The sequence below is a fragment of the Streptomyces sp. Act143 genome (genome assembly GCF_003143935.1).
GTDB lineage: Bacteria > Actinomycetota > Actinomycetes > Streptomycetales > Streptomycetaceae > Streptomyces.
The window spans coordinates 345630-361516 of record NZ_QFRX01000001.1; the positions used below are offsets into that span (position 1 = coordinate 345630).

Genomic DNA, 15887 nt, shown 5'->3' on the forward strand with positions numbered 1-15887 from the left:
CACGGATGCGCCCGGATTCGGGTGTGGCCGCAGAGCCCGAAGAGACGCGGACGGCACGGCCTCGAACGGGAGTTGCCCGGCAGGCGAGGAGACGAAGTGAGGCGGCAGCGGCCAGAGTTGACTTCCGCTGTGGCTGAGTACCCGTCAGGCGGTGCAGGAGAATGACGTCATGGTGACGACGATTCCGGTGGAAGAGAACTCCTTCATCGGCCGTGCGGAGGAGCTGGCCCGCGTCGCGGCGGCCTTGACGGAGGCGCGACTGGTCACGCTCACAGGGGTGGGAGGGGTGGGCAAGACCCGTCTGGCCCAGCATGCCGTCACCCACGGACAGGCGGCCGTCGGAGAGGACGCTGCCTGGGCGGACCTGAGTCCGCTCAGAAACGCGGACCTGCTGGCCGCCACCGTCGCGGACGCGCTCGACCTGTCCGATCACACCCCGCGGATGCCTGTGGATGCCATCTGCGCGTGGATCGCGGACCGCCCGGCGTTGCTGGTCCTGGATTCCTGCGAGCATCTGCTCAGCGCATGCCGTGACCTGGTCGGTGAGCTGCTGAAGGGCTGCCCCCGTCTGCGGATCCTGGCGACCAGCCGCCAACCGCTGGGAGTGGAAGGTGAAACGGTGGTCGAGATCGATCGGATGGCCTCCCTGGACGAGGCGGTCGCCCTGTTCACCAATCGCGCCGCGATGGCCGGGAGCCCAGTGAAGGACGACGCCGGCGGGCGGCTGGCCGCCACCTTGTGCGAGCGCCTGGAGAGGCTGCCACTGGCGCTGGAACTCGCCGCCGCGCAGCTGCGGACCATGCCACTGGCGGAACTCTGCGTGGCCCCGCACGCGGTGGTGGACCTTCCGGTCTCTCCGCAGAAGCGCGTGCCCGGGCGGCACCAAGCGCTGCGGACCACCATCGGCTGGAGCCACGAATTGTGCACGCCGTCGGAGAGGCTGCTGTGGGCGCGGCTGTCGCTCCTGCCCGGTCCGTTCGACGAGGCCACGGCCTGCCACGTCGCCGGGACGGCACCTCTGCCGCCTCACGAAGCGGTACAGGCCCTCGCCGCCCTGTGCGACAAGTCGGTGGTCGCGCGGCGGGGCGAAACGTACCGAATGCTGGACGCGGTCCGCGAGTACGGCCGCATGTGGCTGGCCGAGATCGGTGACGAGCAGGCTACGGCGGACCGCCACGCCCAGTACGTCCTGAACCAGGCACGCCGGGCCCATCAGGAGTGGTTCGGCCCGGCCCAGGCCCGGTGGTACCGGCGGATCGGGTTCCTGCACGCCGACATCAGACTGGCCGCCGACCATCTCCTGGAAAGCGACCCGGCCGCCGTGTTGGAGCTGATCGGCCATGTCACGTTCTTCTGGGTCTGCTCCGGCTATCTGTACGAGGCCCGGCAGTACCTGGAACGAGTGATGCGGCGCCTCCCAGTGGAAGGCCAGGGCAGGGGACGGGTGCAGGGGCTGTGGAGCCTGGGGGTCGCCCTCACGCTGCAGGGCGAGCATGATGCCGCCCGCCGGATCGCCGACGCCTGCCGGGGCGCGGCACAGGCTGCCCAGGATGCCGAGGGAAATGCGAGGGCCGCCTACCTGAGCGGACTACTGCACCTGCTGGAGGGGCGCCCGCTGACCGCGGCCGCTCTCCTCGAACCGTCCGGGCCGGTGCCCGGGGTCCCCCACCGTGAGCCACTGACCGCCGGGGGCGCGTTGTGCCGCCTCGTCCACGTCTTCGCCCTCACCGGCTCGGGCCGGCTGGAACAGGCCAGGCAGGAAGCGCTCCGGCTCCGGGACCGTTGTGAGGCGCTGGGCGAGTACTGGACGCGGTCGTACCTCGACCACCAGCTCGCTCTCATCGCCGTCATGGAGGGCAGAGCAGAGGACGCCGTACGTCATGCCCGCGCGGCACTCGGAGCCAAGCGGCACATCGGAGACGCCTTCGGGATCGCCATGGTGATGGACGTCCTGGCGATCGCGTTGACGGACGCCGGGCGGGCACCCTCCGCCGCCTACGCCTTCGGGGCGTCGCGGCGCTTCTGGGAAACGGTGGGGCATCCGCAGCGCGGGACCCCGGAGATGACGCCGCTGCGCGACCAGTGCGAGGAGCGGCTCGTACACCTGCTCGGCGGCGACGATTACCAGCGGGTCCTCGACCGGGCGGCGGCCAGCGACAAGCGGACACTGTTGTCCTGGGGTGCCGACGGAGGGGACCCGCCGCCGGGGAACTGACCCGCACCGGTCAACTGGACTTCGGTGTCCGTGCGCTGGTGAGTTCCACCGGGAACTGACTCCCGGTGGGCTGCCGCAGCAGCTCCAGGAGGCGATGCCCGTAAAGCCCGGCGGGCACCTGCCTGGCCACCGTGGGGGTTGTGGTGGACAGGGCTCAGGCCTCCGGGTGTGGGGTGCGGATGCCGTCGATGATGCGAGTCCAGTTGTCGCCGCCGTGCCCGTCCTTGATCGCGCGGAGGTAGTGGCGCTGAACCGCGCGAGGCAGGGCGAGATCGATGCCCGCCTGCTCGCTCGCCGCGACGATGTGGTCGGCGGTGGCCCCCATCATCGTCGCGGTGCTCAGGTTGCCCGGGTGCTCGCCGGCGTCGATCTGGGCGGCCGGGTTCTCGCCCGCCTCCAGCATGGCCGGGATGCCGGCCAGGGTCGGCATCAGCTCCGGGAGGACGTCGCTCGCCTTGAGTCCCTCCGACTGCAGCAGTGCGACGGCGTGCGTGAGTGACGACAGCGTGGTGAGGAAGATGTCGAGATGTGCCAGGTACATCAGCTGGGCCAGGCCGGGGTCCTCGCCGAGATAGCGCGGCGTCCCGATGCGGGCAAGCGTTTCCCGATGCCGGCCCATCGCCTCCCGCGGTCCGCTGTAGTACGCGTATGCCGCCTCGGTGCCGACCATCGGGGCCGGCACCATGACACCGCCGGTCAGGAACGCCGCCCCGTGGCCGGCCGCCCAGGTCGCGGCCTGACGGGTGCGGTCCGGGGTGTCGGAGCTGAGATTGGCCAAGGTCCGCCCCCGTAGCGACGTTGTCGCGTCGCCCAGGATGTCCCACATCGCCTGGTAGTCGGTCAGGCTGAGGATGCTGAGGTCACTGGCCGCGACGGCCTCCGCTGGTGTCGCGGCGAGTTGCGCCCCTGCCGCGACCACCTCCTCGGCGCGACCTGGCGTGCGGTTCCACACCGTGACCGGATGTCCGGCCCGCATGAGGGATCGGGCCATGGCCTGGCCCATCGGGCCGAGACCGAGCACGGTGACAGGTGAGCGAGCGGGCATGCGTGAAACTCCTTGCAGACGCCGGGGTTTGATCACTGATCACTGATCACTTGCTGACCAGCTTCGCCGCCGCCACCGTCCGTCGGAAGTACCAACTAAAATGTGGGGTACACACCAGTTGGTAAGTATCCCCGCCTGCCTGAACCGAACGAGGTGCGCATGCCTGGCCGTCGAGGTCCCTACATCTGCGGGATCGATGCCGCGCTGGATGTCGTGAGCGGAAAGTGGAAGGGCCTCGTCCTTTGGGAGTTGCATGCCCACGGCACCCGCCGCTTCGCCGAGCTGCGTCGAGCGCTCTCCGGGGTGAGCGAGAAGATGCTCACCCAGCACCTCCGCCAGATGGAGGAGGACGGGCTCATCCACCGCAAGGTCTACGCAGAAGTGCCGCCGAAGGTCGAGTACTCACTCACGGAGGCAGGCGCCGCGCTCAACGAGGCACTGCGCCCGCTCGGCGACTGGGGAAGGGAGCGACTTCGCCAGAACGGGCTCGCCGTCGCGGGGCCCCCGGCGTCGAAGGACCCGGCCCCGCCGTCGAAGGACCCGGCGACGAGGAGGTGAAGCCGGTGACCGCCGGCCTCTGCATCAGCACCCCCAGCGTTTCGAGATCGCCCCGACCGGCTTGGAGTTGCGGCATCTCGCCGCGTCAGCGCGGCACTTCCACCTCGATGCCGCCGAGACGGTAGTTCCAGCGCCGGTCGAGCCGCGAGCCGCTCTTCCGGGCGCCCTTCAGCTTCTTCACGAAGGCCCTGCGCTGGGCCGGGGTGGCCGAGCGCCAACGCAGTTCGAGGACCGGGCGTACCGGGGGGATGAGTTCGCGCATCCGCAGGTCGTACCTGGCGAGACTCGCCTCGTAGTCGAACGGCCGGTAGACCAGGTCGAGATCGATCGACGGTGCCGTGCCGCCCGCCTCGTGGTGACAGGAAGCGAGCCACTCGGCGAGGTAGTCCAGCCCGATCCGGATGTCGGCGCAGGCCTGGTCCTGCCACTTGCCGAGGTAGGGCGCGTTCACCGCCTCCGCGGTCACCTCTTCCGGCATCACGATCAGACCGCGTACGGAGGTGCCCGACAGGGCGACGTGGATACGCGGCCAGTGTCCGCCGGCCTCGACCCGGAAGGAGGGGAAGCGGCCCGCCATGCCCATCCCCGTCCGCAGCTGGACCCAGCCGATCGCGTCGTGCGGGGGCTGCTCCGGCGAGTAGGGGCCCCTGGTGCGGTGCCCGAGGTCACCCTCCCGCATCATGAACACGGCCTCGAAGACATCACCGCGCAAGGCCATGCTCACTGGGAAGTACGCCCCGACGTCCGCCATGAAGGCCTTGCCGGTGATCAGGGCGCCGATGCTGGGCGGCTCCGCATTCATCGCCGTCTCCTCCATCCCCTCCGTGTCGGCCTGGGCGGCAGCGCCCCGGGCAGACTGTCCAGTTCGGCCTGGACGGCGAGGGTGTCCGCATGGTCCTCGCCCAGACGCAGCCGCCGTTTCGCCAGCACTTCGCGCAGGGCCTCCGCCGCGTCACCGTGTCGTCCGCGCCGACGGTGCACACGGGCCAGCCCCACCCGGACTTCCAGGGTCTGGAGGTCGTCGGGGCCGAGGCGCCGCACGAGCTGCGGCAGCAGCACGTCGTACAGCCGCTCGGCCTCGTCCAGTTCGCCCTTGTCGGTGAGCAGGGACGCGAGTGCCGTGATCGCCTCCAGCGTGGCCGGATGGTCCGGCCCCAGGTCCCGTTCACGTTCCGCGGTCACCGCCCGGATCAGAGCGAGGGCTTCCGTCGGCCGGCGCAGATCGATCAGTGCCGCGGCCCAGCCGAGCATCGCGCTCTGGGTGTCGACGTGCCCGGCGTCCCACAGGTGGGAACGCACGTCGACGACGAGCTGCCAGGTCCGCTCGGCAGCGACCGGATCGCCCCCGCCGTGCAGGAGGGAGGCGGCCTCGGCGAGCGTGACGAGGTCGTCCTGGAGCAGCTGGGCGAAGTGGTTGGCCCAGAAGGACTCGGACCGGTTGAGTTCCTCCTCCGGTCTGAGCAGCAGCGTGAACGCCTCGGCCGTGCCCGGTGTCCTGTCGGGCTCCCGGCTCGCCAGGTCCTCGGCCACGGAGTGCATGTAGAGGCGGTAGCCCGTGTCGTCGCGGGAAGGGACCTTGTCCAGTTCGGCGGCGAGTTCCAGGGTGCGGGTGACGGCGCGCTGCTGCTTCTCGCCGATGCGGGCCATGGCCTCGACGAGCGCCGGGCGGCTGTCGTCACGGGTCGGCAGTTCGACGGCGACCTCGGCCCGCAGTTCGTCGATCACGGGCTCGGCCTCCGCGCGCAGTACCCCGGTCGCCGAGCCGAAGTCGTACTCCCAGTCCAACGCCCAGGTCAGCAGGCGGCCGCGGTCGTCACCGGCCAGGAGCAGGGCGCCGTCGGGGGCCAGCGCGACATCGGTGACCGCGTCCGAGAAGCCGGTGAAGGCCCGCAGTTCCCGGCCGGTCGTCAGGTCCCACAGCCGTGCCTGGCGGTCCTCGCCGCCTGACGCCGCGAGCCGAAAGTCCGGCGTGACGGCGAGGCTGCGCACGGCGGCGGTGTGCCCGGTGAGCACATGGACGCAGCGGGCGGCGGCGACGTCCCACAGCCGGACGGTGCCGTCGGCGGAGCAGGACAGCAGGTGCCGGCCGTCCGCGCCGGGCAGGACGTCGACCACGGCGTCGGCGTGTCCGGTGAGCACCACCTCGCACTGTCCGTCGGCGGTCCGCCACACGCGTACGGTCGCGTCGGCGCCGCCGGTGACGACGTGGCGGCCGTCCTCGCTCAGCCGTGCGGCGCCGATCCATTCCTCGTGCCCGCCCAGCACCCACCGCAGTTCGCCCGTGCGCAGGTCCCAGATCTTCACCGTGACGTCCTGGCCGCGGGAGAGCCCCCAACGGTGGTCGGCGCTGACGGCCACGTCCAGCACCGCTCCCGGGTGCGCCTCCCACCGTCCGAGGCACCGGCCGCCGGGGATGTCCCAGGCGGCGACGACGCCGTCGGCCGTCCCGGAGAGGGCCACCTGGCCGTCCTCGCTGACCGCGACGTAGTACACGTGGTCGCGGGAGCTGGTGAACAGCTGGACGATGCGCCGGTCGCGGGGCTGCCAGGCGACGACCCTGCCGTCCTCGCCCCCGGACACCGCGAGCCGGCCGTCGGCGGTCATCGCCAGGGCGGTGAGGTGTCCGGTGTGCAGGCTGAGCGTGTGCAGCAGTTGCCCGGTCTCCACGTCGAAGACCCAGGCCTCGGAGTTGCCGGCGCGGGCGAGCGCGGTGGGGCTGCGCCCGCTGAGTTCCAGGGCCCAGGGGCGGTCGTCGTCGGGGGTGATCCGGCCCGCGGACCAGGCGTCGACGAGTGCGGTACGGCGGCCGAGTGCACCGAGTCGGCGCCACAGGCGTACGGGCTCGGTGTGGCGCCGGTGGCCGGGCAGTGCGCGGGCCGCGCGGATCAGTTCGGCCGCCTCCTCCAGGCGTCCGGCTGCGCCGTGCGTGGCCGCGAGGTCCAGCAGTTCGGCTGCACGGGTGGCCGCAGCGGTGACGTCCCTGGCCTGGTGGGGGCGGACGTAGCTCCAGGGGGCCGGTGGTCCGGCGGGCGGCAGGTGCCAGGCGCGCACGGTCTTGCCCTCGGCGGTGAGGGCGCGGTGCCCGGTCCCGCTCAGCGCGACCGACTTGGTGTCGGGTGTGGCGTCCAGGGAGAGGCGGCAGCGGCCCGTGGTGAGGTCCCACACCCGTGACGGCTCGCCGCGTCCGCCGCTGGAGAAGCCGACCGTGCCGTCCGAGTTCAGGGCTGTCCGGCCGTATTCGGTCTTGAGAACCCGTGAGGCATCACCGGAGCCGAGGTCGGCCAGTCGTACGTGAGCGCTCCCGTCGGTGACCGCGACGAGTCGGCCGTCGTCGGTGAACCGCACGCTCAGACAGGCGCGGTCGAACCGGTGGACCAGCGCGCCCGTGCGGACGTCGTACACCGTGCTCGTCCGGCGTGTGTGGTCGACGATGCAGCACAGGGTGCCCCGGGCGCCCAGGAAGTCGACCCGGCTCTCGAACTGCCGGCCCTCCACGGGTTCGCCGGTCTCCAGGTCCCAGGTGACGACCTCTCCCTCGTACCCGCTGGTGACCGCGTGCCGCTGATCCTCCGTCAGCGCGACCGCGAGCACCCAGCTGGGGTGGCCGGGGAGTTCGAACCCGGTGGCGGCCTCCAGGTCGAGCACCAGCGCGCGCCCGGTGCCCCCGCCGACGACCAGGAGGCGTCCGTCGTCGCGGACCGCGAGTGCCTTGGCGCGGTAGTTCTCCAGATGCAGTTCCTGGCGGCACTCCCCCGTGGCCAGGTCCCAGATCCGCAGCCCGCCGGAACCGTCCGCCGAGATGCCGGTCGTGCCGTCCGGGGTCAGGGCGAGGGCGGTGATCCAGTCGTCGTGTTCCCCGGGCAGCACGGACTGGGCCGGGGCGGGCGCGTCCCGCACCGAGGCGAGGGCGGCGGCGATCTGCGGGTCGTCGGGCATCCGTGCGGACGCGTCCCGGAGCAGGTCGGACGCGGCGGGCGCGTCGCCCCGCTCGCGGTGCACCAGCGCCAGCAGGTACGTGCCGTCGTCGGGGTCGCCGAACCGCACGGATTCCAGCTCGTCCACCAGTTCGGCATCGGTGAGCACACCCGTCCGCCAGCGGTGCAGTCCGCGGTTGTAGCGGGTGTGCGGGTGGTGGGGGTCCGCCCGCAGGGCACGGGTCCACAGCTCGTCGGCGCTGTCGCGGCGGCCGAGGTCCAGCATCGACAGCGCGTGGTTGGAGAGGCTGTCGGCGAGCAGGGTGGCCGCGGACGGGGCGCGGCGGGGATAGGGGCCGATCTCGCGCCGGTGCACCTCGACCAGCCGCTCGGCGAGCGGGCCGAGCCGGGAGGGGCGTGCGGCGGGGTCCTCCGCGAAGCACTCGCGCAGTATGTCCAGCACCTCGACCGGCACCCGCTGGATCGCGCCCGGCGTCTGCGACCGGGTATGGCCCTCGAAGGCGTCGCCCGCGGTGGTCCCGTCCCGCACCGGCGGCCTGCCCAGGAGCATTTCGAACACGGTGACCGCCCAGGACCAGACGTCGGTGGCCGGGGTGAGCCCGGACGGTGACCGCGCCTGCTCGGGCGAGCAGTACGCGGGGTCCAGGCCGCCCCGGCTGACGAACGGCTCCGCGTCCCCGGCCGCGCGGGCCCGTGCCAGGCCGAAGTCGGTGACCTTGACCGTGCCGTCCCGGGTCAGCATCACGTTGGCGGGCTTGACGTCCTGGTGCACGACGTCGTTCTCGTGCGCGTGGTCCAGGCCCCAGGCGGACTGGATCGCGACGTCCAGCAGCGTCGCGAGGGGATCGTCGCCGTACAGGGTCCGGTTGCGGACGGCTTCCGCGAGGCTGCCGCCGTCGGCCCACTCGGCGAAGACCCTGGGCACGTCCTCCAGGGTGCGCACGTAGACGCAGTTGGCGATGTGCGGGTGCAGGCCCAGCCCCACCCACACCTCCGCCTCCCGCACGAAGTCGCCGATTCCGTCCGGCGAGCGGACGACGGCCGGGCGCGGGGTCTTCACCGCCAGGTCGATGCCCCAGCCGCGGTGGTGGACCCGGTGCACGAGTCCGAGGCCGCCGGTGCGCACCACGTCCAGGACTTCGTACAGGTCCAGGATGACGTCGCCGCGGCGCCAGGTGGCCATCGGCGTCAGTCCACCACGGCGGCGTACAGGGGTGTTCCGAGCAGCACCGACCTGCCGGTGCCGTCCGGGCTTTCGCCGTGCAGCAGTCGCTTCGCCACGAACTCGACGTTCTGCGCCGGCCAGCGCAGTCGCTCAACGGCCCCCTGAACGCGGCCCAGTGCCGCGCGATCGACGCGGTCGAGGTCGCCGTCCACCGCGTCGGCGACGTACTCGTCCTCCAGGTCGGAGGTGATCCCGAGGCCGTCGAGCATGGAGGACATCATCGAGCGCCCCACGCCGTGGGCCTCGGCGTCCGGCACGTAGTCGTAGACGTGCCGGTACGAGCCGCCCAGGGCGACGAGGGTGTTCTCGCTGCGCCCGCCGAAGAACACCAGGGACGACGCGGGGTCGTCGGGGAACGCGCCCCAGCGCATCCGCAGCGAGCCCCAGAAGTACTGGCCCGGAGCGTCCACCGTGCCGAGGTCACCGTGGTCGTGGAGGTATCGGACGACCGATTGGAGACGCGTGATCCGGTCGTTCGGCGGGCCCTCGGTGGTGCGCTTCGCCGACAGCACGGAGAGGTTGACACCCACCTCCGTCTGCCGCTTGGCCCCGAACCCGGGTTCGATCTGCGGCAACAGCATGTCGACCTTGCTGTCGGAGATGTACACGTAGTAGCTCAGCGACACTGCCGGATCCTCCCAGGCCTCGACCTTCCCAGCCTATCGATCACGGCCGGTTGTGAGCCATGGGATGTGCGGGTGACGGGAGTTGAGCGATCGGGCGACGGCGTCCTCGTCGCCCGTGCGGTTGCAGGCGGCGGGGTCCGGATTCGAGACCGGAGGGGGCACGTACCCCCACGACCCCGCCGGCGCCCGCGCCACGGGCCGCTCGCGCGTGGGCACCGTGGCCGGTGGCCAGGTCAAGGACATGCTGTCCGGGCAGGTCACCCAGCGCCTGCGTGGGACCGAGGGATCGCCTGCAGAGCGATGTCGACCGTGGCATGGAGGTCTGCGCGGGGCACGCCGGCGGCCGCGTGCACGGCGTTTCCCTCACTGACGACCATGACGTAGCGGGCGAGTGCGTGCGGGTCGGTCCCCGCGGGCAGGTCGCCCTCCTCGACGGCGCGGGCCAGGCGCCGCGCGAGTTCACGCTCACCGGCCAGGCGACTGTCGGCCAGGAACTTGGCGACGCGGCCGCTGTCGCCGCCCTCGGCCAGGCCGCCTTGCACGGACAGGCAACCCGAGGGACGGTCGGCGCGGGTGAGCGCGTCCGCGTTGGCGCGGAGGAAGGATTCGATGACCTCGTACGCGGTCGGCTCGGCGAGGGCCTGGCGGGCATAGGCCATGTCGGCCTCGGCATAGCGGGCGACGGCGCGGTGGAAGAGCTCCTCCTTGTTGCCGAACGCCGCATACATGCTCGTGCGGTTGATACCCATGGCCTCGGTGAGGTCGGCGAGCGAGGCGCCCTCGTAGCCCTGGCGCCAGAACACCTCCACCGCACGGTCCAGTGCGGCATCCGCGTCGAAGCCCCGGGGTCTGCCGCGCACCGTCATGACGTCCTCCTGTGTCGGACCCCAAATTTTAACCGATCGGTACGGAATAGCCGTCCCGCCTCCGCGGTTCTCCACTGACGAACGACTTAAGTACCGAACGGTACAGAAAAGGAGAACCCCTCATGGGACAGCTGAACGGCAAGACCGCCCTCGTCACCGGTGCCACCTCCGGCATCGGCCTGGCCGCCGCCCGACGGCTCGCCGAGGAAGGCGCCCACGTCTTCCTCACCGGCCGCCGCAAGGAGGCCCTCGACGAGGCGGTCGCCGCCATCGGCGACCACGCCACGGGAGTACGCGCCGATGTCGCGAGCCTCGACGACCTCGACCGCCTCTTCGCGCAGATCGCACAGCACGGCAGCCTCGACATCGTCTTCGCCAACGCCGGCGGCGGAGAGTTCGCGGCCCTGCCCGACATCACCTGGGACCACTACGCGGACACCTTCAACACCAACGTCGGCGGCACCCTGTTCACCGTGCAGAAGGCACTTCCGCTGCTCACCCCCGGCGCCTCGATCATCCTGACCAGCTCCAACATCGACACCAAGGGCGCCGCCTCCTTCAGCGTCTACGCCGCCACCAAGGCCGCGCTGCGCTCCCTCACCCGCAGTTGGGCGGCGGAACTCGTCACCCGCGGCATCCGGGTCAACAGCATCGCGCCCGGTCCGATCGAGACGCCCGGCCTCAGCGGCCTCGCGGGCGGCCCCGAGGCTGCCGAGCAGCTGCTCCAGGGCCTGGCCGCCGGAGTGCCCATGAAGCGCCTCGGCCGCCCGCAAGAGATCGCCGAGACCGTCCTCTTCCTCGCGGGCGAGGCCAGCAGCTACATGACCGGCGCCGAGATATACGTCGACGGCGGGGCCAGCCAGATCTGACCACCGCAACCGACCACCCGGGCCCCCGCCCCCGAGACGCATGACTGCGACGGGGCGTCCGACTTGGCCTCACGGCCGACCAGGACGCCCCGGACCTCTTCGAAGGACTCACGATGCACGCCGTGACCGACCTGCTCACCGCCAACCTCCACGAAGTCTTCGGCAACCGCGACCCCGTATCCCGCCGCGCGGCCATCGACCGCATCTACACCGAGGACGTCGTCTTCTCCGACCCGGAGGGCGTCACGACCGGCCGCGACGCCCTCGAGAACAAGGCCGCCGCCCTCCTCGCCGACGCCCCCGCCGACTTCTCGTTCACCGAGGACGGCCGCCGATACGCCGACACCCAGACCGGGGCACTCGCCTGGGCCTTCGGCCCGCCCGACGCGCCCGCGGTGCACGGGGTCGACGTCATCACCGTCCGGGACGGAAGGATCGCCACTGTCCTGACCATGTTCGCCACCTGACCGCCGCGTCGGCGTCCCGTTCGACGTCCAGATCGGCGTCCCGATCGACGTCCAGGTCAGGCGTCGACGCGCTCCCAGACGCTTCGCACTGCGTCCGCCCGTGCCCCGTGCGCAGTCGTCGCGGCCGCCCTGTGGGGCGCGGGTCAACGGGCGCGAGCGGCACGGCCCGGCTCCCTTACCGCAGCCGATGGGACAGCCTTTCCGCGGGGTTCGAGGATGTGACCGCCGGCCGCGCCCTTGGGTGTCGGTGGCAACATCCACAACATGTCCCACTCATACGCACAACCGATTCTGAGGACAGCAGACCTGTCCGAGAGCATGCGCATCGTCCAGCGGCTGCTCGGAATCGCCGATCTCCAAGGCCTCGAAGTCGACTTCGAGGTACGGGTCACCTCGGAACAGGTCCTTTCAGCACTGCTGGAAGTGATCCCGGACGCCGAATGGTGGGCCGAAGAGGGCCGGGACGGCTCGTCGGAGAGAGGGGACGATCCTGCTGCGTGTCTTCCCCTCCGGCTGCGCGGCTGGGCCATGCCTCCCCAAGCGGTGGAGCCGTTCTTCAAAGCGGTGAGAGACAACCCTGCGTCAGCCCGATGGGACTTCAACGGCTGGCCCGAGGCTCCTGAAGTGGGCCTGGGCGTCGGTGGCACGAGGGGTGCGTTCGTGACGCTGTGCGTGAACGTCCGTGACCTCGAACTGGAGGAGCCCGCGGCCGATCACACCGTTTTCGTCCACGTCAAACAGATCGAGGCCGAACGCGCGCCGTGGCTCGCGGCTCAAGTCGGGCTGACGGTGATCGGGGAGCTGGTGATGGCCCCGTGACGAGGACGTGTGGCCCTGCCGGAATCTTGCGGCTGGGTGTCGGCGTACTCGGAAAGGTGTGCAACGAAGCACGGATGAACGTGCTCAGTCGGGTGTTTGTCGGTGGGCTCGGGCAGCTGGGGTGGTACCCAACCGTGTCCGCCGGGCGACCAGTTGGTCCGCTTCGGGTAGCCGACGTCCAGCGCCCGAGAGCCAGCTGATGAAACGGCGGGGCGGGTAGAACTCGGCCGCGCCCGGGTGCACGACACTCCGGGGCCGCCAGAACCAGGGCAGACCGTCCGGGATCACCCGCCGCGCAGGGGCGGATGCTATTGGGGGTCTGCGAGCCAGGCGTCGAAGGTGGTCGGCGCGATGCGGGCGTCCTTGCCCGGGAGGAGTACGTCGCCCGCCATCTCCGGACCGAGCAGCGATGACCAGGTGGGCACCAGCTTGACCTCGTGTCCGCGCGCGGCGTGGGTGCGACGGGCCATGTCGACCAGGTCCTGTGTTTCCGGTCCGGCGACATCGCGGTAGTGCCCCTGCGGTGCGCCCGTGGCGATCTCGGCGAGGATGCCGGCGACGTCGGCAGGGGCGATCGGCTGGACGAGCAGCGGCGGGACGGTGGCCACGCCGTCGTGTTCGGTCCAGCTCGTCAGCGTCGCGGCGAAGTCGTGGAACTGCGTGAAGGGAACGATCGTCCACGGGGTCGGCCCCTCGGCCACGAGGCGCTCCTGCTCACGCTTGCCGGCGTAGTGGGCGTTGCCGTCCACCCGGTCGATACCCACGATGGAGAGCAGCACATGGTGGCGGACGCCTGCTCGCCCCTCGGCGGCGAGCAGGTTCGAGGTGGCGGCGCCGAAGTATGCCACCGCCTCGTCCCGGTCGGCTGTCTCGTAGCTCGTCGCATCCACAACGGCGTCGACGCCGGCCAGCGCGACATCGAGGCCCTTCCCGCTGATCAGGTCGATGCCGTATGAGCGACTGATCCGCACGACGTCATGTCCGGCCTGCTCCAGCACGGCGACGGTGCGGGCTCCGATGTTCCCGGTTGCTCCGGCGACTGCGATGCGCATGGCGAGTGCTCCTCTGGTGTGTGCGGTGCCTTTCAGCGTGCCTTCCGCCGTCGGCATCCGCGGGGTGGGCGGTCTTGCGACTTCCAAGATACGAGCATATGCTCGTATTGCCAAGAGGGGCTCCCCCGAGTCCCACTCTCTCCGGCGATTCCTCGTCAAAAGGTTGTGCCATGACTCCCTCCACTGAAACGGCCGCCGAGCGTGAGCGGCAGCGCCCCGCGGCGGCGGAGCAGACCCCCGAGCCGGACCGGGGGCCGCGCCGGCCGCCCGTGAAGGCATGGCTCCAGCCGGTCCTGATCTCATTGATCGTCGTGGCCGCCTTCATCACGTGCTACGTGGGTCTCCAGCGCGACCCGCAGCCCCACCAGGTGCCCATCGCCGTCACCGGGCCGAGCCTGCCGGGCGAGATACAGCGGGCCCTGGGCGACGCCGTCGAGGTGCATCCCACCGAGGACGCCGCGACGGCGCGGCACGCGCTGCAGCGGCACGACGTGGTGGCGGTGCTCAGTGCCGCGGCCCCGGGCCACCTGAACCTGCAGATCGCCGGCGCCGCCGGTGCGTCCACCACGTCGGCCGTGAGCCAGCTCGTCGACGCCTACGCCCAGGGCGCCGGGGCGCACGTGACCACCACGGACGTGGTCCCGCTGGCCGAGCACGACGCCCGCGGCCTGGCCGGCTTCTACGTCGCCTTCGGTGTGAGCCTGGCCGGCTTCGTCCTCGGCTCCAACGTTCTGGGGCTGGCCGGCATCATGCGTCTGCGGCACCGGTACTACCTGCTGGCCGGAGCCTCCGCCGCCATCGGCACCGTCGGTGCGATCGTCGTCGGGCCCGTCCTGGGGGCCGCCCCGGCTCCGCTGGTGCCCCTGGCCTTCGTTCTGGCCCTGCTGGCCGCTGCGACGGCGTTCACGACCAAGCTCTTCGGCGCCTTCCTGGGGCCGATCGGGCTGCCGATCACCACACTGGTGCTGCTGACCGTCGGCAACGCCACGAGCGGCGCGGTCATCGGAGCCGACTTGTTGCCCTCCGGAGCCCGGGCGGTCTCCTCCCTGCTGCCGCCCGGAGCGGCTGTCCGCGGCATTGCCGACCTCAGCTACTACGACGGCGCGCACCTCGCCGGTCCCGTCCTGACCCTGGCGCTGTGGGCCATCGGTGCGGGGTTCCTGCTGAGCCTGCGCCCCCGCCTGATGCGGCGCCGGGCAGCCGTCGCGTGACCGCTGTGAAAGTCCCGGCCGCAACGGTGATTCCTGCCGCCCTGTCGTTCCCGGCACTGGCCTTGCCCGCCGTTCCTGGCGGGCAAGGCTCCCGGCAGGAACGGGAAGAACGGCAGGAACGGTAGGCGCCGCGCAGAGGAGACGCTGAATCGAGCACGCAAACACCGTCGACACGGCACAGCGGCAGCGCAGCGCGCAGCCAGGGGTTCTCCCAGCCGCCCGAGTCCGTCCGAGTGGAGGACACGGCGGATGAGGCCTGTGCGCTGCCGTCCCGGTGGAAGATCCCGTCCAGTTGACGTCGACCGCAGCCGCCGAAGCAGTCGCGCTCGGATGCCCCGTCCGCCCGTTCCAGGCGGAGCCCACCAGACGGCGCTCCGCCGTCTACTCCGCCCAGGGGTGGAATCCGGTGCCGAGGACGTCCTCGAGAGCGGCGCGCAGTCGGGCCGCCTTGTCCTGGCCGAAGCTCTCCTCGAACTCGGACTGCACCGTCCGCCAGTACGGGAGTGCGGCCTTCATCCGGGCGAGGCCGTCCGGGGTGAGGGTGACGATGCGGGCGCGTCGGTCGGTCGGTGAAGGCTCGACGGTGACCAGTCCCTCACGGGCGAGTGGCTTGAGGTTGGTGGCCAGGGTGGTGCGGTCCATGGCGATCATGTCGGCGAGGCTCGTGATGGTGATCTGTTCCTGGGTGCTCAGTTTCTGCAGGATGCTGAACTGCGTGGCACGCAGGCCCGTCGGGGCGAGCGCCTTGTCGTAGGTGGCGCCGAGGTATCGGGCCGCCTTGCGCAGGGCCAGGTTGTTGCAGGAGTCGACGGTGTCTGTTCCGGTGCTCGTCATGATCCCCTCCAGGTACCGATCCGGGGTATGAGTATATGCTCCTAACGGCCATACCGCCCACCTGCCCTGGAGCGGCAGACGCCGCCCCCCGGGGCCGGGGGCACGCCGCGGCGACAGGAGCGGCGCGATGGGCGCCGAAGGGCCGCCCGCAGGGCGTGTGAGCGG

13 protein-coding genes are annotated in these 15887 nt (G+C 71.3%); 6 read left to right on the top strand and 7 right to left on the bottom strand.

Going from position 1 to position 15887, the window contains the following annotated elements; all coding sequences use genetic code 11:
* Positions 1-169 precede the first annotated feature (169 nt).
* Positions 170-2215 (top strand): NB-ARC domain-containing protein, encoded by a 2046-nt coding sequence (locus DI272_RS01575; protein ID WP_109493327.1) that lies wholly within the window; start codon positions 170-172, stop codon positions 2213-2215.
* Between the two features lie 154 nt (positions 2216-2369).
* On the opposite strand, the gene DI272_RS01580 is transcribed toward DI272_RS01575, so the two are convergent.
* A complete protein-coding gene (locus tag DI272_RS01580) occupies positions 2370-3260 on the bottom strand; it encodes an NAD(P)-dependent oxidoreductase (RefSeq protein ID WP_109493328.1) in 891 nt (296 codons plus the stop codon).
* A 159-nt stretch (positions 3261-3419) separates the two neighbouring features.
* Between DI272_RS01580 and DI272_RS01585 the strand changes: the two genes are divergently transcribed.
* Entirely contained in the window at positions 3420-3818 is a 399-nt protein-coding gene (locus DI272_RS01585) for a helix-turn-helix domain-containing protein (protein ID WP_109493329.1), read from the top strand.
* An 85-nt stretch (positions 3819-3903) separates the two neighbouring features.
* Here the strand turns inward: DI272_RS01585 and DI272_RS01590 are convergent, their stop codons facing one another.
* The 4 genes from DI272_RS01590 to DI272_RS01605 form a co-directional block, all read right to left on the bottom strand.
* Entirely contained in the window at positions 3904-4620 is a 717-nt protein-coding gene (locus DI272_RS01590) for a hypothetical protein (RefSeq protein WP_109500626.1), read from the bottom strand.
* Complete coding sequence (locus DI272_RS01595; RefSeq protein WP_109493330.1) at positions 4617-8936, bottom strand: WD40 repeat domain-containing serine/threonine protein kinase; 4320 nt, start codon at positions 8934-8936, stop codon at positions 4617-4619. Before DI272_RS01595 ends, DI272_RS01590 begins: the two co-directional genes overlap by 4 nt.
* A gap of 5 nt (positions 8937-8941) precedes the next feature.
* A complete protein-coding gene (locus DI272_RS01600) occupies positions 8942-9604 on the bottom strand; it encodes a DUF7019 family protein (protein ID WP_109493331.1) in 663 nt (220 codons plus the stop codon).
* Between the two features lie 257 nt (positions 9605-9861).
* The gene (locus DI272_RS01605) at positions 9862-10470 is read right to left on the bottom strand and encodes a TetR/AcrR family transcriptional regulator (RefSeq protein WP_109493332.1); all 609 of its coding nucleotides are present in this window, start codon (positions 10468-10470) and stop codon (positions 9862-9864) included.
* Between the two features lie 122 nt (positions 10471-10592).
* On the opposite strand from DI272_RS01605, the gene DI272_RS01610 reads away from it, so the two are divergent.
* From DI272_RS01610 to DI272_RS01620, 3 genes are all read left to right on the top strand, one after another.
* A complete protein-coding gene (locus DI272_RS01610) occupies positions 10593-11339 on the top strand; it encodes an SDR family NAD(P)-dependent oxidoreductase (protein ID WP_109493333.1) in 747 nt (248 codons plus the stop codon).
* A gap of 113 nt (positions 11340-11452) precedes the next feature.
* Positions 11453-11806, top strand: coding sequence for a nuclear transport factor 2 family protein (locus tag DI272_RS01615; protein ID WP_109493334.1), 354 nt, complete (start codon positions 11453-11455; stop codon positions 11804-11806).
* A 318-nt stretch (positions 11807-12124) separates the two neighbouring features.
* Entirely contained in the window at positions 12125-12625 is a 501-nt protein-coding gene (locus DI272_RS01620; RefSeq protein ID WP_258314422.1) for a hypothetical protein, read from the top strand.
* Between the two features lie 308 nt (positions 12626-12933).
* Here DI272_RS01620 and DI272_RS01625 read toward each other — a convergent pair whose 3' ends face one another.
* Positions 12934-13677, bottom strand: coding sequence for an SDR family oxidoreductase (locus DI272_RS01625; protein WP_109493335.1), 744 nt, complete (start codon positions 13675-13677; stop codon positions 12934-12936).
* A gap of 170 nt (positions 13678-13847) precedes the next feature.
* Between DI272_RS01625 and DI272_RS01630 the strand changes: the two genes are divergently transcribed.
* Positions 13848-14888, top strand: a complete 1041-nt coding sequence (locus DI272_RS01630) for a hypothetical protein (RefSeq protein ID WP_109493336.1) — start codon at positions 13848-13850, stop codon at positions 14886-14888.
* Between the two features lie 381 nt (positions 14889-15269).
* Here DI272_RS01630 and DI272_RS01635 read toward each other — a convergent pair whose 3' ends face one another.
* The gene (locus tag DI272_RS01635) at positions 15270-15722 is read right to left on the bottom strand and encodes a MarR family winged helix-turn-helix transcriptional regulator (RefSeq protein ID WP_109493337.1); all 453 of its coding nucleotides are present in this window, start codon (positions 15720-15722) and stop codon (positions 15270-15272) included.
* Between the last annotated feature and the right edge of the window lie 165 nt (positions 15723-15887).

Coding starts and splice junctions, on each gene's coding strand:
- DI272_RS01625 (WP_109493335.1), bottom strand. CDS start 13,677: ATGCGCATCGCAGTCGCCGGAGCAACCGGGAACATCGGAGCCCGCACC.
- DI272_RS01630 (WP_109493336.1), top strand. CDS start 13,848: ATGACTCCCTCCACTGAAACGGCCGCCGAGCGTGAGCGGCAGCGCCCC.
- DI272_RS01635 (WP_109493337.1), bottom strand. CDS start 15,722: ATGACGAGCACCGGAACAGACACCGTCGACTCCTGCAACAACCTGGCC.
- DI272_RS01595 (WP_109493330.1), bottom strand. CDS start 8,936: ATGGCCACCTGGCGCCGCGGCGACGTCATCCTGGACCTGTACGAAGTC.
- DI272_RS01575 (WP_109493327.1), top strand. CDS start 170: ATGGTGACGACGATTCCGGTGGAAGAGAACTCCTTCATCGGCCGTGCG.
- DI272_RS01610 (WP_109493333.1), top strand. CDS start 10,593: ATGGGACAGCTGAACGGCAAGACCGCCCTCGTCACCGGTGCCACCTCC.
- DI272_RS01615 (WP_109493334.1), top strand. CDS start 11,453: ATGCACGCCGTGACCGACCTGCTCACCGCCAACCTCCACGAAGTCTTC.
- DI272_RS01620 (WP_258314422.1), top strand. CDS start 12,125: ATGCGCATCGTCCAGCGGCTGCTCGGAATCGCCGATCTCCAAGGCCTC.
- DI272_RS01580 (WP_109493328.1), bottom strand. CDS start 3,260: ATGCCCGCTCGCTCACCTGTCACCGTGCTCGGTCTCGGCCCGATGGGC.
- DI272_RS01605 (WP_109493332.1), bottom strand. CDS start 10,470: ATGACGGTGCGCGGCAGACCCCGGGGCTTCGACGCGGATGCCGCACTG.
- DI272_RS01585 (WP_109493329.1), top strand. CDS start 3,420: ATGCCTGGCCGTCGAGGTCCCTACATCTGCGGGATCGATGCCGCGCTG.
- DI272_RS01590 (WP_109500626.1), bottom strand. CDS start 4,620: ATGAATGCGGAGCCGCCCAGCATCGGCGCCCTGATCACCGGCAAGGCC.